A 24,750-nucleotide genomic window follows, 5' to 3' on the forward strand; every position below is an offset into this window, starting at 1 on the left:
CAGGCCCGAAGGCCTGGGCATATCGTCAAACGCCCACACTTATCGACTGTTGATTTTTAAAGATCGCTGCTTTGTTTAACGAAGCGTTGTGTTCGTTGCAGCAGAGAAGCGAGATTATGCAGTGTTTCGTATAACTCGTCAACCCCATCTTTTTCTCGTTTCGCTCTGCTGTTTTGTCAGCACTGCGTTGCGAGGGACAGAACTATAGCCGACCCAAGCCGACTCCGCAAGGGGTATCTGGCATCTTGTTTGCTTGCATAACAAATGCAACGCACCTGGCAATCGCTTCTGTTCACTTTTGACACAGGTGCTACATTAAAGAAAGCCGCAAAGGCTGTTGGGGGAGACATGCAACAGGAAACTGTTCCAAATGTGAACAACGCGATTATCGAGACCGCCCACCTGCGGTCACGTACTTATGGCCTCGATCCATGCAGCGACGTAGACCTGTCGCCTATCGATCGCCGCTCCCTTTCCGGGCTGATTGAACAGAACCGCCTGCTGCACGCCCATGCGGTGCCGGCCATGGAAACGCTCTACCAGCAAATAGTGAACACCCATAATATGGTGATCCTGACGGACGCCAAGGGTGTGATCCTGCATTCCCTGGGCGACGATGACTTCCTGGAGAAGGCAAACCGCGTCGCCCTGCAATCCGGCGCCACCTGGTCCGAAGAGTGCAAGGGCACTAACGCGATCGGCACCGCCATCGCCGAGGCCAAGCCCGCGCTGGTGCACGCCGATCAACATTTCCTGCAAGCCAACCATTTCCTTACCTGCTCCGCGGCGCCAATTACCGACCATGCCGGCAATGTGATCGGCGTACTTGATGTCTCGGGTGACCAGCGCTCCTTCCATAAGCACACCATGGCCTTGGTGCGCATGTCGGCCCTGATGGTGGAGAACCAGCTGTTCGCCGCCGCCTTTGAAGATGTCATTACCCTGCACTTCCATGCCCGTGCTGAATTTATAGGCACCCTGATGGAGGGCATCGCTTCATTCACGCCCGGCGGCCGCTTTATCGCAGCCAATCGCGCGGGCCTGTTCCAATTGGGCCTGAGTTTCGCCGCCCTCCAGTCGCACACTTTCAGCTCCCTGTTCGGGCTTCCCGTATCGGCGCTGTTCGATCATTACCGCACTGCGGCGCCCGGACTGCTCGACCTATGCCTGCATAGCGGGGTGCGCGTCTTCGGCCGCGCCCAACTGCGACTGGCCAATAATCACTTCCAGCATCCGATCATCTCGGCGCGCGAGGAGAGCCACCCGGCCCAGACCAATCCGGCCCATGCAGCGCGCCGCCTGTCAGGCCTGCGCTACCTGCGCACCGGCGACCAGCAGCTGGAAGCGGTGATCGACAAGGTCACCCGCGTGCTGGGCAAAGATATCCCGATCATGATCATGGGCGAGACGGGCACCGGCAAGGAATTGCTGGCGCAAGCTATCCATAATGATTCACCGCGCGCCCAAGGGCCGTTTGTACCAGTGAACTGCGCATCCATCCCTGAGACCCTGATCGAATCCGAACTGTTTGGCTATGAAGACGGCGCCTTTACCGGCGCGCGTAAGAAAGGTGCGGTCGGCAAGATCCTGCAGGCGAATGGCGGCACGCTCTTCCTCGACGAGATTGGCGACATGCCCTTCCCTTTGCAGGCGCGCTTGCTGCGCGTTCTGCAGGAGCGGATGGTGACGCCGCTAGGCAGCGGCAAGTCAATCCCGGTGAACGTGGAAGTGATCTGCGCCACCAACCATAACCTGCGCGACCGCATGGCCAAAGGCTTGTTCCGCGAAGATTTGTACTATCGCCTGAACGGCCTCGTCGTGAAGCTACCGCCGCTGCGCGAACGCACCGACCTGGAGACCGTCGTCAACAAGATCCTGACCACGGACAGCGGCGGCAAGCGTTATACGGTAACGCCGGAGCTGATGCAGCTGTTCCTGCAGCATAAGTGGCCGGGCAACTTCCGCCAACTGACCAACCTTTTGCGCACGGGCGTCGTGATGGCGGGCGACGAAAGCGAAATCGGCCTGCAGCATATGCCGGACGACTTCCTCGACGACATGAAGGAAGTGCAGGCCGCGGCGCCCGCATTGGGCATGGCGCAGCCCATCAGCGTGGCGGTAACCGCGGCGACCATGCCTTGTACCGGCGCACGGCTGGAAGACATGGAGCAGACCCTGATCGTGCGTACGCTGGAGGCGCACGGCGGCAATGTCTCCGCCACCGCTCGCGCCCTGGGCGTTTCGCGCAACACGATCTACCGCAAGCTGCCCCATCTCAAGTAACGCCGCTTAGAAGAACAGGATGCCGCCGAAGGAGGCGCCGTTCATCTTCGCCTCGCCACCGGCGAAGGACTTGGAACGGGTCTGCCCCACTTCACCCACCAGGGTGATGGCGCCGGTAAGTGCGTAATATGCGCCGGCAGTAAGGTTGGCATTCGACTTCAGGCCATTGGTGCCGGCAGTGTTCTCCTCGTTGCGGCTGATGCCATAGCCCAGGCCCAGTTTGAGCTTTTCGCTCGCCTTGAACGTCCCCTGAACCAGCCAGTGCTTGCTGCGCACATTGCCCTGGTCCGCATCGGACAGCACACCCAACCCTTTGCCCCCCTGGTAGTTCGCCAGCAGGCCGAAGGCGCCTTGCTGATACGATGCGCCAGCCTCCCAGCCATTCATGGTGAAGTCGGCCAAGCCAACGGCGACGCCCTTGAACTTCTGCGACTTGGCGCCAATCCAGGCTTTAAACGGGCCTTCGGCGTAGCTCAATTGCCCTTGCACTTGCGGGTTGGAGCGCGAGGAATACTGTGACGACGACACGATAGGCGAGTCGCTGACTGGATTGAACACGCCGGCATCGATGCTGAAGCCGGAGAACTTCGGTGAGGTGTACGCCATCTGCCCGTAGTAACCGACGTAGGCGTAGCCTGCGCCGATGTGGCCCAGCGTGACGCGGCCGCGTTGCGTGGCCTGCACCGGCGCGCCTGCGCCGATCAGCGTCATGTCGCCAAAGATGGCATTGGCGCCGAAGATGCCGTTGTCGCGCCCCAGCTTGAACGTGCCCATCTCCGCATTGCCGAAGCTGAAGTAGGCCTGGCGCACGTCGACTTCACTGTTCTGCGCGATGGCGCTGTCTGTGGCAGTAGCGTGGTAGATGCCGATCAGGGCCTTGATGTCGAAACCCGATTGCTTGGTGGTGGCAGACGTCACCAGCCCGTTCGGCAGCAGGCCATTGCCGATGGTGGTGCGGCTGTCCTCTCCGCCGCAGCCGATTCCTACACTGGCAAGCGCCAGTCCGCCAACTGCGTCGCCGCTGCACGACACATGTGTGTAGTAAGCGTTGACGATGCCGCCCACGTTCACGTTCCAGTCACCGGCTTTGATGTCGACGGCGTGGGCTGCAGGGGCAAGCAAGGCACTGGCGGCGCTGGCAAGCATGATCTTTTTCATTGTTGTCTCCTTGGTTTGATTGATGGATGCTGCACAAGGGACATGGCAATTTGCGTGCCGGTTCCGCGCACCGGGAAAACGGTATAAATCGTTGTTCAATCTGCGCCATTTCGAACCAGCGCGAATCAGCACTGTTCAAAAAAAAAGCGGCCCGCAGGCCGCTAAGGCAACACATGGAGATCGCTTATTTCGGCGCGAGCTTGAACACCCACACCGAACCGCCCTGCTCAAGGAAGTTGACTTTCTTCGCGACTTCGCCGCCCCACAGCGGCACTGCGCCGCCCCAGCCGGATACCACGGCCACGTACTGCGTACCGTTGTCCTGCCAAGTGACCGGAGGCGCAACCACGCCGGAGCCGGTCTGGAACTGCCACAGCTCCTTACCGGTCTGCGCGTCGAGCGCTTTCAGGTAGCCTTCAGGCGTGCCATAGAACACCAGTCCTCCGGCCGTGGTCATCACACCGCCCCAAAGCGGCGCGTTGTTCTTCACCTCCCACTTGATCTTGCCGGTTTTCGGATCGATCGCACGCAGGGCGCCGATGTAATCGTCGAACAGCGGCTTGATCGTGAATCCCGCGCCGAGGTAAGCGCCGCCCTTCTTGTAGCTGATAGGCTCATTCCAGATATCCATACCCCACTCGTTCGCAGGCACATAGAACAGCTTTGTCTGCGGGCTGTATGCCATTGGTTGCTGGTTCTTGGCGCCGAGGAAGGCTGGCGCCGCGAATACGGAAGCACCCTTCTTGCCTTCTTCACCCTTGGTTGGATCGCCCGGGCGGCCTTCAACAATGTAGTTTGGACGGCCGGTCTTCAGGTCGATGCCGCTGGCCCAGGTGATCTTGCGTACGAAGGGGAAAGCGTTCTGCAGCTTGCCGTCGTTGGCGTCGATCACGTAGAAGAAGCCGTTGCGGTCTGCCTTGCCGCCGAAACGCTTGCCGTCCATGTCGAAGGTAACGAACTCGTTGGCTCCGTCAAAGTCCCAGGCGTCATTCGGCGTGTTCTGGTAAGCCCATTTGATGGCGCCAGTCTTCGGGTCCAGCGCCACTGTGGACGAGGAGTACAGGTTGTCGCCAGGGCGCAGGTGGCTATTCCATGGCGCCGGGTTGCCGGTGCCGAAGTAGGCCAGGCCAGTCTTGGGATCGTATGTGCCGCCCATCCAGGTCGATGCGCCGCCGGTTTTCCACAGCTCTCCCGGCCAGGATTTGTTGACCGTGCCGGTGACGCCGGTTTCCGTCGCCTTGCCATCGCTGTCGTACCTATAACCCATATGGCCTTCCACCGTTGGACGTGTCCACAGCAATTCGCCGGTCTTGGGATCGCGGCCTTCAACGCGGCCCACGATCCCGAACTCACCGCCGGAAACACCGGTCAGCAACACGCCGTTGGCAATGAGCGGCGCCGCCGTCATCGAATAGCCTGCCGCGTAGTCGTCAACCTTTTCTTTCCAGACCACTTTGCCGGTGTCCTGGTCCAGCGCAACCAGCTGCGCATCCAGCGTGCCGAAGATCACCAGGTTGTCATACAGCGCGGCGCCGCGGTTGACCACGTCGCAGCAAGGCATGATGGCGTCCGGCAGGCGGTGCTCGTACTTCCAGAGCTTGTTGCCGGTCTTGAGGTCGATGGCGAAGATGCGCGAGTAGGATGCCGTCACGAACATCTTGCCGTTGTAAATCAACGGCTGCGATTCCTGGCCGCGCTGCTTTTCGCCACCGAACGAGAACGACCATGCAGGCACCAGGCGCCCGACGTTCTGCGTGTTGATCTGCTTGAGCGGCGAATGGCGCTGCCCCTCCGACCCCATGCCGGAAGAAAGCACGCTGCGGGTGTCTTTCGCAGCGTTGTCCAGCATGGCGCTGGTGACACTGGCAGCTTGCGCCAGCGTTGCTGCCCCCAGCAGCATTCCCATGGTGATGTATTTCACGTCCTGTCTCCTTTGTTATGGTCTATCTGGCCAAGTGCCGTGCATTCTTCGTCGGTGAACAAGCGCGAACGAAGCAGGAAGCGTTTGCCGGTGCCGTTATCAAGCGAGAACATGCCGCCAATGCCGGCCACCACGTCCACGATCAACTGGGTGTGCTCCCAGTAAGCGTATTGCTCAAGCCCGATATAGAAGGGCGCACCGCCAAGATTGCCGAGGTAGACGTCGGTCTCGCTGACGTCGAACTCACCCGCCGGATAGCACATCGGCGCGCTGCCGTCGCAGCAGCCGCCCGACTGGAAGAACATGATCGGGCCGTGCTGCTGGTGCAGCTGGTCGATGAATTCCAGCGCGGGAGCGGTCGCTGTGACCCTGGCAATTGCGTTATCCATGCTTCGCCTCGCCTTTTCGACTTAGAAGAAGCCCAGCGCGTTGGGGTTGTAGCTGACCAGAAGGTTCTTGGTCTGCTGGTAGTGGTCGAGCATCATCTTGTGGGTCTCGCGGCCGATGCCCGATTGTTTGTAGCCGCCGAATGCAGCGTGGGCCGGATAGAGGTGATAGCAGTTGGTCCAAACGCGGCCGGCCTGGATAGCGCGGCCCATGCGGAAGGCGCGGCTGCCGTCGCGGCTCCAGACGCCGGCGCCCAGGCCGTACAGGGTGTCGTTGGCAATAGCCAGTGCTTCGTCTTCATCCTTGAAGGTGGTGACCGAGACTACCGGGCCAAAGATCTCTTCCTGGAAGATGCGCATGGTGTTGTCGCCCTTGAATACGGTAGGGCGCACGTAGTAGCCGCCTTCCAGGTCGCCGGACAGCACCTGGCGTTCACCGCCCGCCAGCAGCTGCGCGCCTTCCTGGCGGCCGATATCCATATAGGACAGGATCTTTTCCATCTGCTCCTGCGACGCCTGGGCGCCGATCATGGTGGACGCATCCAGCGGGTTGCCCTGCTTGATGGCCGCCACGCGTTTCAGCGCGCGCTCCATGAAGCGTTCATAGATCGATTCCTGCACCAGCACGCGGGATGGGCAGGTGCAGACTTCGCCCTGGTTCAGCGCGAACATGGCGAAACCTTCCAGGCATTTGTCGAAGAAGGCGTCGTCTGCCGACATCACGTCTTCAAAGAAGATGTTGGGCGACTTGCCGCCCAGTTCCAGTGTGACCGGAATCAGGTTCTGCGCGGCGTATCCCATGATCAAGCGGCCGGTGCCGGTTTCGCCGGTGAAGGCAATCTTGGCGATGCGCTTGCTCGACGCCAGCGGCTTGCCCGCTTCCAGGCCGAAGCCGTTCACCACGTTCAGCACGCCCGGCGGCAGCAGGTCGCCGATCACTTCCAGCAGCACCATGATGGAGGCCGGGGTTTGTTCGGCAGGCTTGAGGACCACGCAGTTGCCGGCAGCCAGCGCAGGCGCCAGCTTCCAGACGGCCATCAGGATCGGGAAGTTCCATGGGATGATCTGGCCGACCACGCCCAGCGGCTCATGGTAGTGGTAAGCGTAGGTTTCCGAATCGATTTGCGCGACGCTGCCTTCCTGCGCGCGGATGCAGCCGGCAAAGTAGCGGAAATGGTCGATCGCCAGCGGAATGTCGGCGGCCATGGTTTCGCGGATTGGCTTGCCGTTGTCGATGGTCTCGGCGGTCGCGATGAGCTGCAGGTTCTGCTCCATGCGATCGGCCATCTTGTTCAGGATGTTGGCACGCTCGGTTGGCGAAGTCTTGCCCCATGCGGCTTTGGCGGCGTGCGCGGCGTCCAGCGCCAGCTCGATGTCCTCTGCCGTGGAGCGAGCGATCTCGCAGAATGGCAGGCCGGTGATCGGGGTGACGTTGGCGAAATATTCGCCCTTCACTGGCGGCACGAATTTACCGCCGATGAAGTTGTCGTAGCGGGTCTTGAAGGGATTGGCGACGCCCAGTTTGCTGATGTCGGCGAGATTCATGTCATCCTCTATTGAGTGGTTGTTGGTACTGCCTTATTCGCAATTGCCGTGCCAGCGGTTTTGCGGCTTGCCGCGCTCACGGTGCAACAACAACTGCTCCAAACCTGAACACCTGTTGCTCATATCAACGGATCACCACACCCCAGGGCAATTCGCCGACCGGGATGTCGGCCACCTTGCTCGCGCTGGCGGTATCAATCACAGAAACGCTATTGGAGCGGCCATTCGCCACATACAGCTTGCTGCCATCCGGCGTGATCGCCATATTCCAGGGGCGCTTGCCGACTGCAATCGTGGCGTTGACGGAGTTGCTGGCGGTGTCGATACGCATCACGCTGCCGTCCATGCCGTTGGAGACATAGACGCTGCGCCCGTCGGGATGCACGGCGATGCCGTTGGCGTTGCGCCCGGCGGGGATGGTGGTAAGCGTTTTCAGCGTCGCAGGATCGATGACGTAGACCGCATTGGCCATCTCGCAGGCCACATACACGCGGCTTGAATCGGGCGCAAATCCGATGCCGCGCGGGCGCAAGCCCACAGCGACGGAGCCGGTCTGGCGGCGCTGCGCCACGTCCACCACATCGACTTGCTCAGCCTCTTCAGCGCTGACATAGATATACCGGCTGTCCGGGCTGAATACGGCGTGCTCCGGATTGCGGCCCTTTACAGGGATATCCGCCAGCCGCGCATGCGTGACAGCGTCGAACAGGGCCACGCTATTACCTTCTTCCACTGCGACCGCAACCAGCTTGCCGTCCGGGGAAACGCTGACGCCCTCGGGCGACTTACCCAGCGCCAGCGACTCGCTGCCGCCAGCCGCGTTGTCGATGGCCAGCAAAGTGCCGTTGGCGGCATCGCTGACGAAGATCTGGCGCCCGCCCGGGTCGCTGCCGATCCCGCGCGGCCGTTTTCCTGCGGAGAGCTGGCGCACCACGCTATCGGTGGCGGTATCAATCACGCTGATGGTTCCGGACTTCTCGTTCGGCACATAGGCGAAAGGCGCTGCAATGGCAATGCTTGCCGCACCGGCTGCGCACAGCGCCGCGATCAGGTTTGCCTTCATGATGTCTCCTTTGGTATGGTGTGTGCCCACATGTCATGCAAGCGATATGCCAGCAAGCGTGCGGCCTCGCGGCGGCTTGGCAGGCATATTGCTTATGTGTTCGGAAGACCCGCGCAGCGGGCGCCTGAATACATCCGAGGAGATTGAAATGCACCCGATCCGTTTGAACGCCCTGGCAGCCATGCTTGCCAGCCTGTTTTCCCCCATGCTGGCGCAGGCCGCCCCCGAGGGAATTCCAATTGCCGACGTTGTCGTCATCAGCGGCAGCCGCACCGAACACGCCAGCTTCGACCTGCCGGCGGCCGTGGACGTGCTGGATGCGCAGCGCATAAGGGATGGCCAGGTGCGGGTAAATGCCTCCGAGGCGCTGGCTGCCGTGCCGGGCGTGGTGGTGCAGAACCGCCAGAACTACGCGCAAGACCTGCAAATCTCTTCACGCGGCTTCGGCGCCCGTTCAGCCTTCGGCGTGCGCGGCGTGCGGCTGGTGACCGATGGTATCCCGGCCAGCATGCCGGACGGCCAGGGCCAGGCGGCAACTTTCAATCTCGACATGGCAGAACGCATCGAAGTGCTGCGCGGCCCCTATTCCGCCGTCTACGGCAACCATGCGGGCGGCGTGATCCAGCTGTTCACGCGCGACGGCGAGGGCGCGCCGACGGTGGAAGCCAGCTTTGCTGCCGGCAGCGACGGCCTGCGCAAGACCGACTTGAATGCACAGGGCAGCGCGGCCGGCATCGGCTATGTGCTGGACGCCTCCCGCTTCGACACCGACGGCTATCGCGACCACAGCGCCGCCCGGCGCGACCAGGCCATGGCCAAACTGACCTTGCAGCCGCTGCCCGGTGCGCGGCTGGTCCTGGTGGCCAATGGCCTGCGCCAGAAAGACACGCAAGATCCGCTGGGCGTGACCTGGGCCACATGGCAGCGGGATCCGCGCGTCGGCGAAACCGACGCCAGCGACACCCAAGTGCCCAAGCGCACGCTGGCCGAACGCTATAACACGCGCAAGAGCATCGACCACCAACAGGGCGGTGCAAGCTGGGACCAGCGCTTCGAATCGGGCCGGTTGCATGTAAGCCTGTGGGGCGGCAACCGCCGCGTGACCCAGTTCCAGGCCTTCTCCAAGGCCTTCCAGGCGCCTGCCAGTCATTCTGGGGGCGTGGTTGACTTCGACCGTGATTTCTACGGCGCCGACATCAACTGGCAGGACATGCGGGAGGTCGCGGGCGGCAGGCTGACCAGCACCGTCGGCGTGGAATATGGCCGTTCCAGCGATGACCGCAAGGGCTATGAAAACTTCATCGGCAGCACCTTTGGCGTCCAGGGCAAGCTGCGGCGCGACGAACAGGACGTGGTCTCTAGCACCGATCCATACCTGCAAACGGAGTGGCAGGGCGAGCGCTGGCAATTCACGGCGGGCCTGCGTCACAGCCAGATGCGCGTGTCGGTGGACGACCATTTCGTCAGCAACGGCAATGACAGCGGTGCGCTGCGCTACAGCCGCAGTACGCCGCTCCTGGGCGCGCTGTACAAACTAACCGACGGCTTGAACCTATATGCCACGGCGGCGCGCGGCTTCGAGGCGCCGACGCTGAATGAGCTTTTCTATTCCGGCACTGGCGCCGGCTTCAATTTCCAGCTGCGTCCAGCACGCAGCACGCACATGGAAGCGGGCATCAAGGCGCGCAGCGGCGACACGCACGTCAACGCGGCTCTGTTCCAGGTGCGCACACACGACGAACTGGTGGTGGATGCATCCAGCGGCGGCCGCACGAGCTACCGCAATGCCAGCGAAACCCTGCGCCAGGGTGCGGAGCTGTCGCTGGACAGCAAGCTGGGAGCGGGCTTCAGCACCCACGTGGCAGCCACCGTGCTGAAGGCCGCCTACGAGAAAGTGTTCGGCAACGTCAAAGAAGGCGCCCGCCTGCCTGGCGTGCCGCGCGCCAGCCTGTTTGCGGAGCTGGCCTGGAAGGCAAGCGGCGAACGCTTTACCGCAGCGCTGGAATCGCTCACCGTGGGCCGCGTGTATGCCGAAGATGCAAATGCCGATGCGCCGGCGCCGGGCTACAGCATCCTGAATGCGCGCCTGGTGGCGAAACAGTCATGGTCCGGCTGGCGCTTCAGCGAGTTTGCGCGCCTGAACAATCTCGCGGACCGGCGCTATGTCGGCTCCGTGATCGTCGGCGACAGCAACAAGCGCTATTACGAAGCGGCGCCGGGCCGCAACTCGGTACTGGGCGTCAGCGCCCAATACCAGTTCTAGAAACTGATGCGCAGCCCGGCCGTCACTGAACGCGGCGCGCCGGGCGCCACAAAGCGCGCCTGCTGCGCCTGGCCGGTGGAGAAGACATCTGTAGCGACCGCCCCAAAAGTCTCGTAGCGGCGGTTGGCCACATTATTGATCCGGACCTGCCATTCCCACTTGTCATTCGGCCGATAGCTCGCCTGCAATCCAAGCAGGGCATGGCCGGCAATGCGCCAGCCTGGCTGGTCTCCGTCTTCATTACCCATCGCCGCCATATGCGAATTCGCCTGCAAGGTCGCGCCTAGTGTCAGCGCGGCCGTCGCGTGCCAGTCAGCGCCAATCTTAAAGGTATGCCGCGGAAGCCCGGCCATGCGGGTCCCGTTTCGAACCTGCACATCGCGTTCACCGGCGAACAGGCTGCCGCTGGCGCCATACACGGCATCCAGGAAACTGTAAGCGATATTCAGCGTGATGGCACCGGTCCGCAAGCTCGTGGTGAAATCGGCGCCCCGGTGCAGCGTGCGGGGGAAGTTAGCGAAGTAGCCATGCTGCGCAATGCCGGCAGTGCGGAACAATATGTCGTCCTTGTTTTGCGTGCGGTAGAAGGCCAGCGTGGCTTGCTGCTCGCCCTGTTTCCAGCGCGCGCCGGCTTCAATGGTGCGCGAAACGACTTGCTTCAGGTAGGGATCGGATTGCAGGCCAACCGGCAAGCGGCAAGGCTGTTCCGGATCGGCACAGCCAAGCTCGATGACCGTTGGCACGCGGTTGCTCTGGGATGCATTGGCAAACAGCGTGACGCTTGGCGCCGCCTGGTAGGTCAGGCCCAGGGCGGGATTGAGTTTGTTGTAGCTGAACCGCTCATGCTGTGCCGCTTCGCCGTCGTGCTGAAGATTATTCGTAACGCGCGCCGCGCTATACCTGGCGGATGCCGTCAGCGACCAGCGTTCTGCGAAAATCCACGTGTCGCTGGCGAAGATCGCGGCGTTTTGCGCGGTGCCGTCGACGGAAGCTTCGAGTTCTGGCTCGGTCCCGGGGATCACCACGGCCTCGCGCCGCGCATTGAATTCGCCAGGCTGGCTGGTTTGTGCAAAGGACACGCTGCTGCGGTCAAAGGTCGCGCCCAGCGCCAGCCGGTGCGCAGCCGTCGCACGCTGCCAGCTCACGCTCGCTCCCTGGCTTCGTTGCCGAGTCATGGCTGTGTTGAAGCTCGCTGCCGACGCGTCGTCAGCCGCGCCGACATCGCCGTTCACGCTATCGCGCCGGCTGTTGCGAACGTAAACGGAAAGGGACAGCTGTGCGCCGTCGTCCAGCCGGTACTGCAGGCTGGCCTGGACCTGGCGCAGCTGGTTCCTGCTGCGGTCAGGGCTTGTGTAGACGGCACGCCGGTCCGCCTCATACAAACCATCGGGCAGCAAGCCGTTCCCCACCAGCCGGCTGCTGCCTGCGAGGACCGATGCGTCCCATTCCAAAGGTCCGCTGCTGCGCCCAAGCTTGGCAAAAAGCCTGCCCAGCCGCCCCGGCGAGTCGGCACGCCAGCCGCGGTCATGGAACAAGGTGGCCGCCGCAAAGCTATGCCAGCCATCGCCGCCATGGGCGCCATACGACAAGTCCACCTGGCGCCTGCCAAGGGAGCCGGCCGTGGTGCTGATGCTGCCGCCCGGGTCATCGCGCCCATTGCGCGTGGTCAGCACAAGTGCCCCGCCCAGGGTATTCAAGCCATACAGCGGATTGGAGCCGGGCGCCAGCAGCAATTTGCCGATTGCCGCCTCGGGCAGCATGTCCCAATTCACGACATCGCCGAACGGCTCATTCACCCTTACGCCATCGAGATAGACCGAGAGTCCTTGGGCGGCGCCCAGCAAAGGCGAAGCGCGGAAGCCGCGATACGTCACATCCTGCTGGTAAGGGCTGCCGGACACCTCGTTCACATTGACGCCTGCCAGCGTCCGCGACATTGCTTCAGCCAAGGTCTCGCCCTGCTGCGGCGCGGTGCCGAGCTGCACGGCATATGGCAGCAACCGGCGTTCCACCACGAGCGCGCCCACCGGGGCGATGCCGATGATTTCGACGGTCGGAATGCCACCGCCTTCGCCGCGCGCCGCGGCCGCCACCAACGCCAGCAGCCCACCCAACGCCTTTCGCTTCATGGCTTCACCAACTGCACACCGTGGCGCGCAAAGATCGCCTTGAGCTCACCGCTGGCAGCCATCTCATTCAGGGCCGCCTGCAACTTGCGCGCCACCTCTGTATTGCTCTTGCGCACAGCCATGCCAACTGCCCATCCCGCACGGGGCAAGCGCTGGAAGTCGACTTTCTCGACCGGGAAGGCCGGGTCGCCCTGCAACTCCGCCTCGATCTCCGAGCGTGTCGCCAGCACCGCGTCGAGTTCACCTGCCTTCAGCTTTTGCAGTGCTTCGGCCGAGGTATGGAACAAGCGCACCTGGTCGCGGAAGCGCCCGTTGCTCTCGCCCAGCATCACCATGCCGGCCAGCGAAACCTGCTCAACCCCGATGCGCTTACCCGCCAGGGCATCCAGCCCATCGAACACGGGAATGCTGCGCGCGCTGCGCACCAGGTGCACCGACTCCACATGGTAGGGGGCGAATATCTCCACCTTGTCGTTGGACGCCATCAGCGCACGGTCCACCGGCACATGCAACATGACGTCCGCCGGACCATAGCCAAGGTAGTGCCCTTTCCACACCATATTGCGCAAGTCGTCGTTCAGGTTTTCGCCCGCCGGGAACGGCAGCAAGCTCAATTTGAGCGACAGCTTGCGTGCCAGTGCGGCGGCCAGGTCGACGTCGATGCCTTCGCCATTGTCCGAAAATGGAGCAAGGTCCTTGTAGACGGCGACCTTCAGGGTGCCGGTATCAGCATGGACTGTCAGCGCAGCAAACAGCAAAGCGCAGCCGATCAGCAGCATGGCGCGGAGACCGCGCAGGCGCAGGGTGAGCATGGCGGCCTCGCATCAGTTGTTGGCGCGGCGGGATTCCAGGTAGGTCTTGATGGCCCACATGGCTTCCTGGTTGAACACACCTTCAAATGGCGGCATATAGACCGCCCCATTGCGCACTTTGCCAGCGCGGATCGAAGACAGGTAGTAGCGGTCGATCTCCTTGTAGCAGGCCTGCTTCTTTTTTTCGTTGCTCATGCCGACGCAATCGCGGTCCAGCAAGCGCAGGTCCGGCGCAATACCGCCGGAAATCGCCTCCAGCCCGTGGCAGCGCGCGCAATTCTGGTTGAACGCCGAGCTGCCGATCTTCAGCGCCAGCTTATTGTCTTTATAAGGGTTCTCTTCGCGCCATTTGTCGCCCAGCACCGGCAGGCCAGTCGTATCGACGCTTTGCGGTGTCACATTGCCGTGCGCAAAAGCGAACAGGGAAGTGGTAATGGCGGCCGCCGCAGCGGCAATAAGGATAATGCTCTTCATGGATGTCTCCTGCATGGTGTGGTTGTAATACCCATGCAGGAGCAATCCGCGTGCCATGCCGCCCTCGCCAGCGAGAGCAACAAATCTGCTCCAGATTGGAACAGCTGTCACTTGGCAGGTGTCACACGAATTTCGCAGTAATTAAGATCATCCCGCTTTTCGAAGCTGAACTTCACCGGCAGGAAGAGCGCGATGATTTCGGCGTTAGTGCGGGTGTGCTGCGAGAGCACGTCCATGGTGAAGCTGCCGCCGCCGGCCAGCGCCATCGGGATCAACAGCTGGTCGGCGAGGTGCTCGCTGACGGCTGCTTTCGAGGCGATGTAGCGGCGGGCCTGCGCAACGGCGTCGCGCGCCACTTCTTCGGCGCGGCGGGCCTTTTCGCCGAATGCGACGAAGACTTCGGTCACGTGTTCGTGGTCGAGCGTGATCAGCAAGGCGTTACCCGGGCCCCAATGATCCGGCAAATTCTGGAAGCGCAACTGCTCGCCGGACCAGCCCATGGCGCTGGCTACGCAATCCAGTTCGCGCTTCGCGACACCGCCCGGTACAGCGGCGACCAGGCTTTCGGCATAAGCCTCGCGCCGTTCACCGCGCGCATCCAGCGCCAACTTGCGCCAGGCCTTCAGCGGCTGCACGGTAGCACGCACCGCGCCGCCGCCCGCCGGATAGAAGCCAGCGCGCTCCAGCTTGAAGTCGACCTGCGCGCCCATATCCGCCATGGCGCGGCCATAGGCGCGCTGCAGGAACTCCGCCGGCGGAGCCTTGGAGTTGTGGGTGCCGCCGCTGACGCGCACGACCGACTGGCCTTGCGCATACAGCAGCGCAGGCACGATGGTCTGCAACACCAGCGTCGAGCTGCCCGCCGTTCCAATCTGGAACTCGTACTCGCCTGCCTTGATACCCCCCGGTGCAAATGTCAGGGCGGTCGAACCCAGCGCATCGCCCTCTACTTTCGCACCAGAGATCTCCGTGGCCGCCTTGACCGAGGCAAGGTGCTGGCGCATCAAACCCGGCTTCGAGCGGTTGGCCCGGATGTTCGAGATGCGGAACGGCTGTCCGGTAATCATCGAGAGCGTCAGCGCGGTGCGCAGCACCTGGCCGCCGCCCTCCCCTTTGGATCCATCGATTTCAATCATGCTTATCCTGCTTGTTATCCTTTGACGCACACCACCTGCTTCAGGGTGTGCACTACTTCAACCAGTTCTTCCTGCGCCTTCATGACGGCCTCGATGTCCTTGTAGGCCATCGGGATTTCGTCGATCACGCCTTCGTCCTTACGGCACTCGACGCCTTCGGTCGCCTTCACCTGGTCTTCCAGCGAGAAGCGGCGCTTAGCCTCATTCCGGCTCATGGTACGGCCGGCGCCGTGGCTACAGCTGTTGAAGCTCTCCGGGTTGCCTTTACCACGCACGATGAAACTCTTCGCCCCCATCGAACCCGGAATGATCCCCAGCTCGCCTTCACGCGCCGAAACCGCCCCCTTGCGGGTCACCAGAACGTCCTTGCCGAAGTGGCGCTCCTTCTGCACATAGTTGTGGTGGCAGTTCACCGCTTCCACGTGCGTCTGGAACGGCTTTGTGATCACAGTGCGAACCGAGGCGATCAGGTTCTGCATCATCACCTCACGGTTCATGCGCGCAAACTTCTGCGCCCACCCCACCGCTTCCACATAGTCGTCATAGTGCTGCGTACCTTCTTCCAGATAGGCCAAGTCCTTATCCGGCAGGTTCGCGATGTGGGTACGCATATCCTTCTGCGCCAGCTCGATGAAGTGGGAGCCGATGGCATTCCCCACCCCGCGCGACCCGGAGTGCAGCATGAACCACACGGCACCTTCTTCATCCAGGCATACTTCCACGAAGTGGTTACCCGAACCAAGGGTACCCAGGTGGCGGTAGTTGTTGGTGTTCTTCAGCTTCGGCGTTTTCTCGCAGATCACGTCGAATTCATCCTTCAACTGCCCCCATGCCATATCCACCGCCGATGGAGGGTTCTCCCACGAACCACGGTCACGGCCACGGAACTTAGGCGTCAAACCGTGCGGGATCGCCTTCTCAATGGCGCTGCGCAGTGGGCCCAGGTTATCCGGCAGGTCGCGCGCATTCAGCGTGGTTTTTGCGGCCATCATTCCGCAGCCGATATCGACGCCCACCGCAGCCGGGATAATCGCGCCCAAGGTCGGGATCACGCTACCGATGGTCGAACCTTTACCCAGGTGGACATCCGGCATCACCGCAATGTGCTTGTAGATGAAGGGCATCTTGGCCGTATTGGCGAGCTGCTGGCGCGCTTCCGATTCAACCGGCACTCCCTTGGTCCACATCTTCACCGGGCTACCACCCGACACTTCCATCACTTCGAATTCTTTATCTTTCATCATAAGTCTCATCTTCTAACGATTAATCGGCGCCGACAAGGGTGGAGACCACGCCGTTCCATACCGTGCGGCCTTTGCCTGCGAGAGGCTCGTCGTGCCAGCTGACGGTGGTGTGGCGGCGGCAGGTGGAAATACTCATCGCCGCGTGCACGCCGCCGAAGCTGCGTTTCACGGGTTTCTTGCCGACTGCGCCGGCACTGATGGTCCAAGCCTTGATTTGGGATTCCGCCATTTTGATCTCCTTTTGTCTTTGCGTATCCCATCTATTGCAAATGGTGTGCCAACTTGTTAAGTCATTGATAAATATAGATTTATGAAAAACAATGTCTGTGATAAATTATCTTAATAGATAAACTTTTATCCCGATAATGAAAAAGAAGATCGTCATCCTCGGCTTTCTCGGCACGCAACTGGACGGTGGCCCACGCGGTCCTGCGCGCTGGGAAAAGTGGCGCCCCAGCGTCTCGCTGCTGCAGCACGAAGACCTGGTCGTCGACCGTTTCGAACTGCTGGCCAGCGCCCATCATGACAGCCTGGCGCGCCAGGTCGAAGAAGATATGCTCGCCGTCTCACCACAGACTGTCGTGCAGCGCTACACGCTGCCGATCAGCGACTGGTGGGATTTCGAAGACGTCTATAGCCAGCTGTTCGACTTCGCGCGGAATTACCACTTCGATACCGACAACGAAGAGTATTGGGTACATATCACAACCGGCACCCACGTTGCGCAGATATGCCTGTTCCTGATGACCGAGGCGCGCTACTTCCCCGGCCGCCTGCTGCAAACGTCGCCGCCACGCCGTGCGGCCCCGGGCAATCCGGGCGATTACGTCCTGATCGACCTGGACCTGTCGCGCTACGACCAAATCGCGCAGCGCTTCTCCAACGCGCAGCAGGAAGGCGTGGAATTCCTGAAGTCCGGCATCGCGACGCGCAACCCGCACTTCAACCTGATGATCGACGAAATTGAGCATGTGGCTGCACGTTCGCGCGCGCCGATGCTGTTGATGGGGCCAACCGGGGCGGGCAAATCCTTCCTGGCGCGTCGCGTGTATGAACTGAAAAAGGCGCGGCACCAGCTCGATGGCGCATTCGTGGAAATCAACTGCGCCACCCTGCATGGCGATGGCGCCGGCTCCACGCTGTTCGGCCACGTGAAGGGCGCCTTTACCGGTGCGGCTTCCGACCGGCCTGGCTTGCTGCGCACGGCGCATAAAGGCCTGCTCTTCCTCGACGAAATCGGTGAGCTCGGACTGGACGAACAGGCCATGCTGCTCAAAGCCGTTGAAGACAAGCGCTTCCTGCCGATGGGTGGCGACCATGAGGTGCGCAGCGACTTCCAGCTGATCGCCGGGACCAACCGCGACCTGGCGCGCGAAGTGGCGGCCGGCCGCTTCCGCGAAGACCTGTTCGCACGTATTAACTTGTGGACGTATTCGCTGCCCGGCCTGGGCGACCGGCCGGAAGATATCGAGCCGAACCTCGATTATCTGCTGGCGCAGTTCGGCGCAGAGAATGGCGCGATGGTGCGCTTCAATACCGAGGCTCGCCAGCAGTACATGCGCTTTGCAGCGTCACCAGATGCGCTCTGGAACGGCAATTTCCGCGACCTGTCGGCCTCCGTCACGCGCATGGCAACGCTAGCGGATGCAGGGCGCATCACCGCGCCCATCGTCGCGGCTGAAGTGGCACGCCTGCAGCGCCAATGGCGTCCGCTGGCAGAAGGCGCGCGGACGACGGTTGCCCTGGAGGGCCTGTTCGACGAGGCGGCGCTCGAACAGATCGACCTGTTCGATCGCTTGCAGCTTGAGTCGGTCATTGCCGTCTGCCGCCAGTCGAAGTCCATGTCCGACGCAGGCCGCAGGCTGTTTGCCGCTTCGCGCCTTGGCAAGGCAAAGCCAAACGACGCCGACCGGCTCAAAAAGTACCTGGCCCGTTTCGGCCTGGACTGGGAGCAGGTCGGCTAGGCCGCGAACATCAGTAGGTGTTCAGCGCCTTGGAGAACTTGATCAGCCACAGGCGGCTTGGACGCTCCTTATCGTCGCCGCGTGCAACGCGGATGGTGTTGGCGGCATTGCAGCCAGCAGCGCTGCTGGTGATAATGGCGCCGTTCGCGTCGACATTGCACTTGGTGACATCGGCATCGGCGACAGCTTCACCGTTCGGGGTAAAGATCTTGGTCCTCAGCCCGAAGTCATTGTCGTTTGCCAGTGCCAGCGTATTGCCGTCGACGATGGTCAGGCCTTCCGCCTTCTCCGCCAGCCAGCCGATCGAATTCAAATTCAGCAACAGGGTTCTCTTCAGCGTGACGACCTTGGACCAGTCGGCGCCATTGACCGCAACCGCGCCCATCGAGCTCTTTTCCAGGTCCGAAGAGGCCGGGTTATACGATGCAGCGTTGATGTCGGTGGCGCTGCCGATCTCCACCAGCATCAGTTTATTGAACACCTTACCGGTCGGCGCCGCGCCCTGCTCGATCACGATGAACTTGCCGTTGCCCAGTGCGACCATGTCGCCCAGTTTCGCATTGCCGGTACGGCCATCGGCGTAATCGGCGCCGTTCAACGGATAGGCGAACATGCGGCCAGTCGTCCCGGTGGTCGGATCGAATTCGATCCAGCGGGTGAAGCGTGCGAAACGTTCCACCTGCTCGTTCTTGCCGGTCACCGAATACGGCGCGCTGCCGTCAGTCAAAGGACTTTGCAGGAAGCCGTGCAGCTTGTCGGTCGCGGTATCCAGCGCCATGCCTTCCATGCCGCGGTTGGCGCGGCGCTTGGCGAAGATTGCCGGCAGGCCGCTACCTGGTGCAAAGCGGTTCTGGATTAAGCCGGTCGTCGCGTCGATTTTCACGATGAACGGGCCGTATTCGTCGGAGACCCACAGGGCATTGCGCTTCTTGTCGAAGGCAATGGCCTCGGTGTCGAGGCCATTCGCATTGTAGACCGCCTTGGTATTCGGGTCGTATTTCATCGCGTCGAGCAATGGCACTTCGGCGGAGTTGCCCAGCGTACCAGCCGGAATCGCCAATCCGGAGCTGTTGACCGTCGCAGAAACCTTGATCGGCATGGAGGAAGTCAGCATCGCACCGGATTTGCCAACAGTGATCACACCGATCGATGGCGTGAAGCTTGGAGCCGGGAAGATCTTGGCGCCCATGGTGCCGCTGCCGCCCGGATTCGGCACGTTAGGGCCATCGCCATTCGGGCCACGGTCGGTCAGTCCGTAGAATTCCAGGTCGCCGTTGGCTGCCGTGCCCTTGAAGGCCAGCGCGGAACCATAGGATGGCAAGAAGCCGAGCGGGAAGTCCGCTTTGATCTTGGCGTTGCTGCCTTCGTATGGGATGTAGAAGCTGTTGGCAGCCTGCACCTGGTAGCGCCGCACCGTGACGGTCGCCGCATCCTGGGTGAAGGTCTCCTCCACCGGCGTGCCTACCTTGGATGCCAGCGTATCTTCAAAGTGTTCGCGCACCAGCTGGCGGCGGTCATCGTCGATGCCGCGTGCTGCGTAGGCAGTGCCCGCGGCGGCCAGGTTGGCCGCCATGGCCTTGTTGAACTCCGCAGCAGCGGCATTGAAGTCGGCAGTCTTGCCTGCCAGCGCGGCCTTCACTTCAGCCGTAATCTTGATGCCGTTCGACGGGTCGTTGTCCTCGTCCAGCAGCTGCAGTGCCAGCAGGCGGTTGACGACCTTGGCGTCCTTGAAATCGGTCACGCCGGCCAACTGCAGCGGGGTGATCAGCGGTGCGCAGGTCGCGCTGCCCAGCGCAATGCCGCCCACGCTGAATGCCACGCTCTCGCCTTCCTTGCAGGTGAATTCGCCTTTAGCGCCGGTGGCTGCTTTCGCGGCGGTGCCTGCAACGTAGTCCGCGCCCTCAACGGCGCCGTCGACGAAGCTGCCATTGACGGAAAGTTTGACTGGTTCAGTGGTGCCGTTGCCGCCGCCACCGCAGGCAGCAAGTGCCAGCGCGAGGGGAAGGAGAGACAGGACTTTCATGCGGGCCTCCGGTTTTAAAAAGGCCCAGCATAGATAGCCGAAGTGACAAGCTTATGACAAGGAACGCAAGACCATACGCGGCCAGGCCAGCCAGGCCAGCACGATAGCGCAAGGCATCAGGGCGACATGCATCAGCAGCGTCCACATGGGCTCCCGCGTGACGTCCAACAGCGGCACCGCCTGCATGCCGAGATAGGCCAGCACAAAGATCGCCAGCTCCGCCGCGCGGGCAGTCCGCGTCACCGCGCCGAGCACCAGGGCCCAGGTGGCGATGGAAAGGTCGGCCGCCGCCGTTGCCAGTGCTGCGGCGGACAGTTCTGCAGCAAAGCGCAGTTGCGCGGGCATGGTGGCCAGAAGGAGCAGTCCAACGGAGGCAGCCCAGCGAGCCAGGATGATCCTTTGCACTGCATGCGGCGCGGAGAACACCAGGGGAGCGGAGCCGCTTTCGGCCTCGCGCATTGCAGGCGCTGCGACCACTTGCGACATCAGCACCCAGGTCGCGAGCAGGGCCAGGCCAACATCATTCGGGGTTGTGGCCAGCGCCTGCGCCGCCATGGCTGCAATCAACGCGAGCCACCACCATATGCGGCGGCCATGCAGGGCGAGACGCAGTTCGGCGTCCAGCAGCACGCCGGAGCGGGAGCGCACCAGCAAGCTCGATACAAGGCGAGGCAGGCCGGGACTCCAGCGCGGGGGCGCTGCAGCTGCGCGATTGCGGGCGGAACCGAAGCGGTCCAGCAAAGGCGCGCCAAGCATGACACCAAGCAGCGGAATCACCAGCCAGGCTGCACGCCCGAGCACCAGCAAGACAGGCATGCTCCACGGCGCCCAATCGAAAGTGCCAAGCTGGCGCGCACCAAGCATGCACACGCCGCAGCCATGCAGCGGTACGCCCAGCTCCACGGCCAGCCGCTCTTGCACCAGCTGCTGGAAAATCGTGATGCCATACGGGTCGCTGAGCCATCCTTGTAGCGGCAAAGTGTCGAAACTGCGCACCATCGACACCGGGATTGCGACCCACAGCAGGAAATAGGCGAAGTTGCCCAGCGTGCGACGCAACGGCGGCAGCAAGTCGAACCACAGCGCAAACATTGCCGTCATGGCGATGGTCGGGACACCAATCAGCAGAACCGGCGCCAGCATGGCGCCAAGCCGAAGCACCGGATCCTCCGCACGCCACAACTGGGCGCACAAGCCCACTGCGAACTGGACGCCCAGCATGGCCAGCAGCACTGCGAAGTTGCCGCACCATTTGGCGGCCATGTAGCTCCCTCGCTTGAGCGGCGTGACTTCGATCAGCTCCCACACTCTGGTATCGAAATCGCGGGTAAGGCTGCCGCGCACCAGGTAGAAGCCGATCAGTGAAGTCCAGATCGAGAGCATGGCCAGGACCATGCCGACCCACGCGCTTGAATACAGCCCGCGGTGGTGACCATTAATTCCCAGCACGATGTAGTTCGCGCTGGCGGAAGGAAAGCACAGCCAGGTAATGCCGGCGGCGGCAGCCAGCATCGTCCAGAACCGGTTCGAGCGCACGCGCTCGCGCCAGTCAGTGGCGACGATGGAAAAAAATGGATATAGAGTACCCATGATTCAGATGTCCTGCGCCAGGGCGACCATATAGGCCTCCTCCAGCCCCGGCAAGGCTGGAACGGCGGCGCTGTGCGGGGCCTGTTCCGACACGATGCGCAACTGGATACCGTCGGCGCGGCGCAATGCGTTGCACACGCGGTAGCTGGCACGCGCACCTTCCAGCGCATGCGCCGGCACGGTCCAGTCCCACACCTTGCCAACGGCGTTGCGCAGCAATTCTTCTGGTGATCCTGCAAATCGTAGCTGTCCCGTTTGCATCACGACCAATGAAGTGGCAATCGCCTCGATGTCCGATACGATGTGCGTGGACAGCAGCACCAGGCGCCGGCCCGCCAGTTCCGTCAGCAGGTTGCGGAAGCGCTGCCGCTCGCCGGGATCGAGTCCGACGGTGGGCTCGTCAACGATCAGCAGGGCCGGATCGTTCAACAAGGCCTGCGCGATGCCGACGCGCTGGCGCATGCCGCCGGAAAAGCTTCCGATCGGGCGGTCGCGGCCTGCGGCCAGGCCAACCATCTCGATGCATTCATCTACACGGTCGGCAATGGCTGCATGCGGCAGTCCTTTCACAGCCGCCAGGTAGCGCAGGAACTCACGCGCAGTCTGCGCCGGATAAATGCCGAATTCCTGCGGCAGGTAGCCCAGTTCGTGACGCAGCGTTTCCGGGTCGAGCGCGATATCCTGCCCCTTCCACAGGATGCGGCCATGCGTCGGACGGGTGAGCGTGGCGAGCATGCGCATCAGGGTCGACTTGCCGGCGCCGTTCGGACCAAGAAGGCCGACAATGCCGGCGCCGAGCTGCAGCGACAAGCCGGCCACAGCCTGTTTCCCGCCCGCGTAGCTGAAGCCGACGCCGTTCAATTCGAGCATGGCGCGTACCGGTGCGGTTGCAGCCGCCAAACATGAAGCGTGGACCGCACTCATTGCGCACCTCCCTGCTGCAGCAGGGCGTACGTTACCGGATCGATTTGCTTGCCACCGCGCTTGGGCTGCAGGTCGCTGTCCAGTTCATATCCACCCTGGTCGAAATGGCCGCGCGCAAAACGCTTCACGCAAGCCCTAAATTCTTCCCGCGCCTCCTTGCACAGCACCTTGTCGAGCACGAGGACTCCATCAGCGCCGGCACGCGCAGCCACCAGGTCACCCGTGGTGCCAAACAGAGCCCCGCCGGCCGCGGCGAAACCTACGCTGTCCGCATCAGCCGCGCGCACGGCAGCAGGACGGTCCAACCGCACAAAGCCTGCCAGGCCAAGGGTCTCGATGCTGGTCCAGCCGGCGATGTCGGTCGTCTCAAGCCGATGCAAGGCGCCGACATTCCCGACAACCACGACGCCCGGCGCAGCCTTGCGCGCCCATTCCTTTTTCAATTGCTCCAGCTCCACCGGCAGGCTGTCTTTGGCGCGCGGCTTGGCGCCTTCGCCAACGAGGAAATGGATATTGGATGTACTCGCCGAGCAGGCGCAGAGTACCAGCGCGACGGCCGGCAGGAATAATGTGAATCGCATGATGTCCCCTGTGTTTTACAGGACGCATTAGACCTCGCGCCCCAGGGGAAGGAATAGCTGTCAGACCTGACAGTAGTCAGATCAGGCGCAGCATGGCAGCCTTGATAGTACAGGCAGTCTTGTTCGCAGCACCCAGTTTGTCCATGCAATTATTGATATGGAAGTTCACCGTTCGTTCGGATACGCCGAGGATGTCGCCGATCTCGCTGGAAGTCTTGCCATCCGCAGTCCAGCGCAGCACGTCGCATTCGCGCTCGGTCAGCTGCGGCAATTGCGGCAGCTGGTGCGCCAGCACGCGCGCCGCATTCTCATGGACCGCCGATACCAGCCAGTGCATGCGCAAGCCGTTGGCCTGCAGCTCCTGCTCGGAAATCGCCTCGCTCGAACGGGACAAGGTCAGCATGCCGACCGCGCCATTGGTGCTGACGGTTGCCTGCGCCCAGCCGACATGCAGTCCATGGCCCTGCGCGTCCTCCCAGAAATGACGCGCCGAAGCGAACAAATCCTCCGACCACTGCACGGGGGCCGTCGAACGCATGGCGTGTGCAACGCTGGGGTCGACCTGCATGTAGGACTGCTCCGCGTAGCGTTGCTGCCACTGCTGCGGATAGCTGCTGAACATCAGCGTCTGCGGACGCGAAAGGGGTAAGGGCATGCGGATGCCGTAAGCGAAGAATTCATAGCCCAGGCTATGCGCCGCTTCGGCTGCCGTGGCCTGCAAACTATCCGCGTCGGAGGTGGAGGAGAGCGCTCGCGCTATCGTTTGCTGCCAGTCAGTTGTCATGGCAATAAAGATAGCACAAAAGCAAAAGGGCCCGCTAGTTAGCGGGCCCTTAGGCGTTGTTACTTAGTCTGACGATAACCTACTTTCACACTGGTTGCAGCACTATCATCGGCGCAGAGTCATTTCACGGTCCTGTTCGGGATGGGAAGGGGTGGGACTGACTTGCTGTGGTCATCAGACTGACCGGTACAAGGTTCGCGCTTGGCGCGTCACCTGGAATTAATAGCTTGACGATAACCTACTTTCACACTGGTTGCAGCACTATCATCGGCGCCAAGTCGTTTCACGGTCCTGTTCGGGATGGGAAGGGGTGGGACCGACTGGCTATGGTCATCAAGCATGACTTGTGTGCAGCGCGCCTGGCGCGCTGCGCAATCTGGAAGAAGTAAAGTTGGGTAGTATTCTCAAACACAGGCAAGTGCTACATAACCGGCAAGGTTATAGGGACAAGCCGTACGGGCAATTAGTAT

The 24,750-nt window shown here is 62.1% G+C and carries 19 protein-coding genes and 2 rRNA genes; 3 read left to right on the forward strand and 18 right to left on the reverse strand.

Going from position 1 to position 24,750, the window contains the following annotated elements:
• Positions 1-348 precede the first annotated feature (348 nt).
• The gene (locus tag AC1RTP_RS28175) at positions 349-2,283 is read left to right on the forward strand and encodes a sigma-54-dependent Fis family transcriptional regulator (RefSeq protein WP_498611960.1); all 1,935 of its coding nucleotides are present in this window, start codon (positions 349-351) and stop codon (positions 2,281-2,283) included.
• A 6-nt stretch (positions 2,284-2,289) separates the two neighbouring features.
• Here AC1RTP_RS28175 and AC1RTP_RS28180 read toward each other — a convergent pair whose 3' ends face one another.
• From AC1RTP_RS28180 to AC1RTP_RS28200, 5 genes are all read right to left on the reverse strand, one after another.
• On the reverse strand, positions 2,290-3,441 hold the full coding sequence (locus AC1RTP_RS28180; protein ID WP_498611961.1) for a porin: 1,152 nt from the start codon (positions 3,439-3,441) through the stop codon (positions 2,290-2,292).
• A gap of 184 nt (positions 3,442-3,625) precedes the next feature.
• Positions 3,626-5,347, reverse strand: coding sequence for a PQQ-dependent methanol/ethanol family dehydrogenase (locus AC1RTP_RS28185; RefSeq protein WP_498611977.1), 1,722 nt, complete (start codon positions 5,345-5,347; stop codon positions 3,626-3,628).
• Positions 5,348-5,358: 11 nt separating this feature from the next.
• Positions 5,359-5,751 (reverse strand): DUF779 domain-containing protein, encoded by a 393-nt coding sequence (locus AC1RTP_RS28190; protein ID WP_498611962.1) that lies wholly within the window; start codon positions 5,749-5,751, stop codon positions 5,359-5,361.
• Positions 5,752-5,772: 21 nt separating this feature from the next.
• The gene (gene adh / locus AC1RTP_RS28195) at positions 5,773-7,293 is read right to left on the reverse strand and encodes an aldehyde dehydrogenase (protein ID WP_498611963.1); all 1,521 of its coding nucleotides are present in this window, start codon (positions 7,291-7,293) and stop codon (positions 5,773-5,775) included.
• Positions 7,294-7,417: 124 nt separating this feature from the next.
• On the reverse strand, positions 7,418-8,356 hold the full coding sequence (locus tag AC1RTP_RS28200) for a beta-propeller fold lactonase family protein (RefSeq protein ID WP_498611964.1): 939 nt from the start codon (positions 8,354-8,356) through the stop codon (positions 7,418-7,420).
• Positions 8,357-8,504: 148 nt separating this feature from the next.
• On the opposite strand from AC1RTP_RS28200, the gene AC1RTP_RS28205 reads away from it, so the two are divergent.
• Positions 8,505-10,619: a TonB-dependent receptor family protein gene (locus tag AC1RTP_RS28205; RefSeq protein ID WP_498611965.1), complete on the forward strand. Its 2,115-nt coding sequence runs from the start codon at positions 8,505-8,507 to the stop codon at positions 10,617-10,619.
• Here the strand turns inward: AC1RTP_RS28205 and AC1RTP_RS28210 are convergent.
• From AC1RTP_RS28210 to AC1RTP_RS28235, 6 genes are all read right to left on the reverse strand, one after another.
• Entirely contained in the window at positions 10,616-12,748 is a 2,133-nt protein-coding gene (locus AC1RTP_RS28210) for a TonB-dependent receptor (protein ID WP_498611966.1), read from the reverse strand. The genes AC1RTP_RS28205 and AC1RTP_RS28210 overlap by 4 nt on opposite strands.
• Entirely contained in the window at positions 12,745-13,560 is an 816-nt protein-coding gene (locus AC1RTP_RS28215; protein ID WP_498611967.1) for a substrate-binding periplasmic protein, read from the reverse strand. The genes AC1RTP_RS28210 and AC1RTP_RS28215 overlap by 4 nt, the downstream gene beginning before the upstream one ends.
• A 12-nt stretch (positions 13,561-13,572) precedes the next feature.
• The gene (gene pedF / locus AC1RTP_RS28220; protein ID WP_498611968.1) at positions 13,573-14,034 is read right to left on the reverse strand and encodes a cytochrome c-550 PedF; all 462 of its coding nucleotides are present in this window, start codon (positions 14,032-14,034) and stop codon (positions 13,573-13,575) included.
• Between the two features lie 107 nt (positions 14,035-14,141).
• Positions 14,142-15,170: an RNA 3'-terminal phosphate cyclase gene (rtcA, locus tag AC1RTP_RS28225; protein ID WP_498611969.1), complete on the reverse strand. Its 1,029-nt coding sequence runs from the start codon at positions 15,168-15,170 to the stop codon at positions 14,142-14,144.
• A 14-nt stretch (positions 15,171-15,184) separates the two neighbouring features.
• Entirely contained in the window at positions 15,185-16,411 is a 1,227-nt protein-coding gene (locus tag AC1RTP_RS28230) for an RtcB family protein (RefSeq protein WP_498611978.1), read from the reverse strand.
• A gap of 22 nt (positions 16,412-16,433) precedes the next feature.
• A complete protein-coding gene (locus AC1RTP_RS28235) occupies positions 16,434-16,643 on the reverse strand; it encodes a hypothetical protein (RefSeq protein WP_498611970.1) in 210 nt (69 codons plus the stop codon).
• A 136-nt stretch (positions 16,644-16,779) separates the two neighbouring features.
• On the opposite strand from AC1RTP_RS28235, the gene rtcR reads away from it, so the two are divergent.
• The gene (gene rtcR, locus AC1RTP_RS28240) at positions 16,780-18,378 is read left to right on the forward strand and encodes an RNA repair transcriptional activator RtcR (protein ID WP_498611971.1); all 1,599 of its coding nucleotides are present in this window, start codon (positions 16,780-16,782) and stop codon (positions 18,376-18,378) included.
• Between the two features lie 10 nt (positions 18,379-18,388).
• On the opposite strand, the gene AC1RTP_RS28245 is transcribed toward rtcR, so the two are convergent.
• The 7 genes from AC1RTP_RS28245 to rrf (AC1RTP_RS28275) form a co-directional block, all read right to left on the reverse strand.
• Positions 18,389-20,401: an esterase-like activity of phytase family protein gene (locus AC1RTP_RS28245; protein WP_498611972.1), complete on the reverse strand. Its 2,013-nt coding sequence runs from the start codon at positions 20,399-20,401 to the stop codon at positions 18,389-18,391.
• Between the two features lie 51 nt (positions 20,402-20,452).
• Positions 20,453-21,991 carry an ABC transporter permease gene (locus tag AC1RTP_RS28250; RefSeq protein WP_498611973.1) on the reverse strand — a complete coding sequence of 513 codons (1,539 nt, stop codon included), beginning with the start codon at positions 21,989-21,991 and terminating at the stop codon, positions 20,453-20,455.
• 3 nt (positions 21,992-21,994) lie between these two features.
• On the reverse strand, positions 21,995-22,915 hold the full coding sequence (locus tag AC1RTP_RS28255) for an ABC transporter ATP-binding protein (RefSeq protein ID WP_498611974.1): 921 nt from the start codon (positions 22,913-22,915) through the stop codon (positions 21,995-21,997).
• Positions 22,912-23,496 carry a hypothetical protein gene (locus tag AC1RTP_RS28260; RefSeq protein ID WP_498611975.1) on the reverse strand — a complete coding sequence of 195 codons (585 nt, stop codon included), beginning with the start codon at positions 23,494-23,496 and terminating at the stop codon, positions 22,912-22,914. The genes AC1RTP_RS28255 and AC1RTP_RS28260 overlap by 4 nt, the downstream gene beginning before the upstream one ends.
• Before the next feature lie 76 nt (positions 23,497-23,572).
• Positions 23,573-24,280 (reverse strand): autoinducer binding domain-containing protein, encoded by a 708-nt coding sequence (locus AC1RTP_RS28265; RefSeq protein ID WP_498611976.1) that lies wholly within the window; start codon positions 24,278-24,280, stop codon positions 23,573-23,575.
• 66 nt (positions 24,281-24,346) lie between these two features.
• A 5S ribosomal RNA gene (gene rrf, locus AC1RTP_RS28270) occupies positions 24,347-24,459 on the reverse strand.
• A 46-nt stretch (positions 24,460-24,505) separates the two neighbouring features.
• Positions 24,506-24,618 (reverse strand): 5S ribosomal RNA (gene rrf, locus AC1RTP_RS28275).
• Positions 24,619-24,750 lie beyond the last annotated feature (132 nt).

This window comes from Pseudoduganella sp. GW821-FHT11H04 (assembly GCF_058807935.1).

Bases quoted from the DNA above. Each gene is read 5' to 3' on its own strand.
- AC1RTP_RS28175 (WP_498611960.1), top strand. From the start codon at position 349: ATGCAACAGGAAACTGTTCCAAATGTGAACAACGCGATTATCGAGACC.
- AC1RTP_RS28180 (WP_498611961.1), bottom strand. From the start codon at position 3,441: ATGAAAAAGATCATGCTTGCCAGCGCCGCCAGTGCCTTGCTTGCCCCT.
- AC1RTP_RS28185 (WP_498611977.1), bottom strand. From the start codon at position 5,347: ATGGGAATGCTGCTGGGGGCAGCAACGCTGGCGCAAGCTGCCAGTGTC.
- AC1RTP_RS28190 (WP_498611962.1), bottom strand. From the start codon at position 5,751: ATGGATAACGCAATTGCCAGGGTCACAGCGACCGCTCCCGCGCTGGAA.
- adh (WP_498611963.1), bottom strand. From the start codon at position 7,293: ATGAATCTCGCCGACATCAGCAAACTGGGCGTCGCCAATCCCTTCAAG.
- AC1RTP_RS28200 (WP_498611964.1), bottom strand. From the start codon at position 8,356: ATGAAGGCAAACCTGATCGCGGCGCTGTGCGCAGCCGGTGCGGCAAGC.
- AC1RTP_RS28205 (WP_498611965.1), top strand. From the start codon at position 8,505: ATGCACCCGATCCGTTTGAACGCCCTGGCAGCCATGCTTGCCAGCCTG.
- AC1RTP_RS28210 (WP_498611966.1), bottom strand. From the start codon at position 12,748: ATGAAGCGAAAGGCGTTGGGTGGGCTGCTGGCGTTGGTGGCGGCCGCG.
- AC1RTP_RS28215 (WP_498611967.1), bottom strand. From the start codon at position 13,560: ATGCTCACCCTGCGCCTGCGCGGTCTCCGCGCCATGCTGCTGATCGGC.
- pedF (WP_498611968.1), bottom strand. From the start codon at position 14,034: ATGAAGAGCATTATCCTTATTGCCGCTGCGGCGGCCGCCATTACCACT.
- rtcA (WP_498611969.1), bottom strand. From the start codon at position 15,170: ATGATTGAAATCGATGGATCCAAAGGGGAGGGCGGCGGCCAGGTGCTG.
- AC1RTP_RS28230 (WP_498611978.1), bottom strand. From the start codon at position 16,411: ATGAAAGATAAAGAATTCGAAGTGATGGAAGTGTCGGGTGGTAGCCCG.
- AC1RTP_RS28235 (WP_498611970.1), bottom strand. From the start codon at position 16,643: ATGGCGGAATCCCAAATCAAGGCTTGGACCATCAGTGCCGGCGCAGTC.
- rtcR (WP_498611971.1), top strand. From the start codon at position 16,780: ATGAAAAAGAAGATCGTCATCCTCGGCTTTCTCGGCACGCAACTGGAC.
- AC1RTP_RS28245 (WP_498611972.1), bottom strand. From the start codon at position 20,401: ATGAAAGTCCTGTCTCTCCTTCCCCTCGCGCTGGCACTTGCTGCCTGC.
- AC1RTP_RS28250 (WP_498611973.1), bottom strand. From the start codon at position 21,991: ATGGGTACTCTATATCCATTTTTTTCCATCGTCGCCACTGACTGGCGC.
- AC1RTP_RS28255 (WP_498611974.1), bottom strand. From the start codon at position 22,915: ATGAGTGCGGTCCACGCTTCATGTTTGGCGGCTGCAACCGCACCGGTA.
- AC1RTP_RS28260 (WP_498611975.1), bottom strand. From the start codon at position 23,496: ATGCGATTCACATTATTCCTGCCGGCCGTCGCGCTGGTACTCTGCGCC.
- AC1RTP_RS28265 (WP_498611976.1), bottom strand. From the start codon at position 24,280: ATGACAACTGACTGGCAGCAAACGATAGCGCGAGCGCTCTCCTCCACC.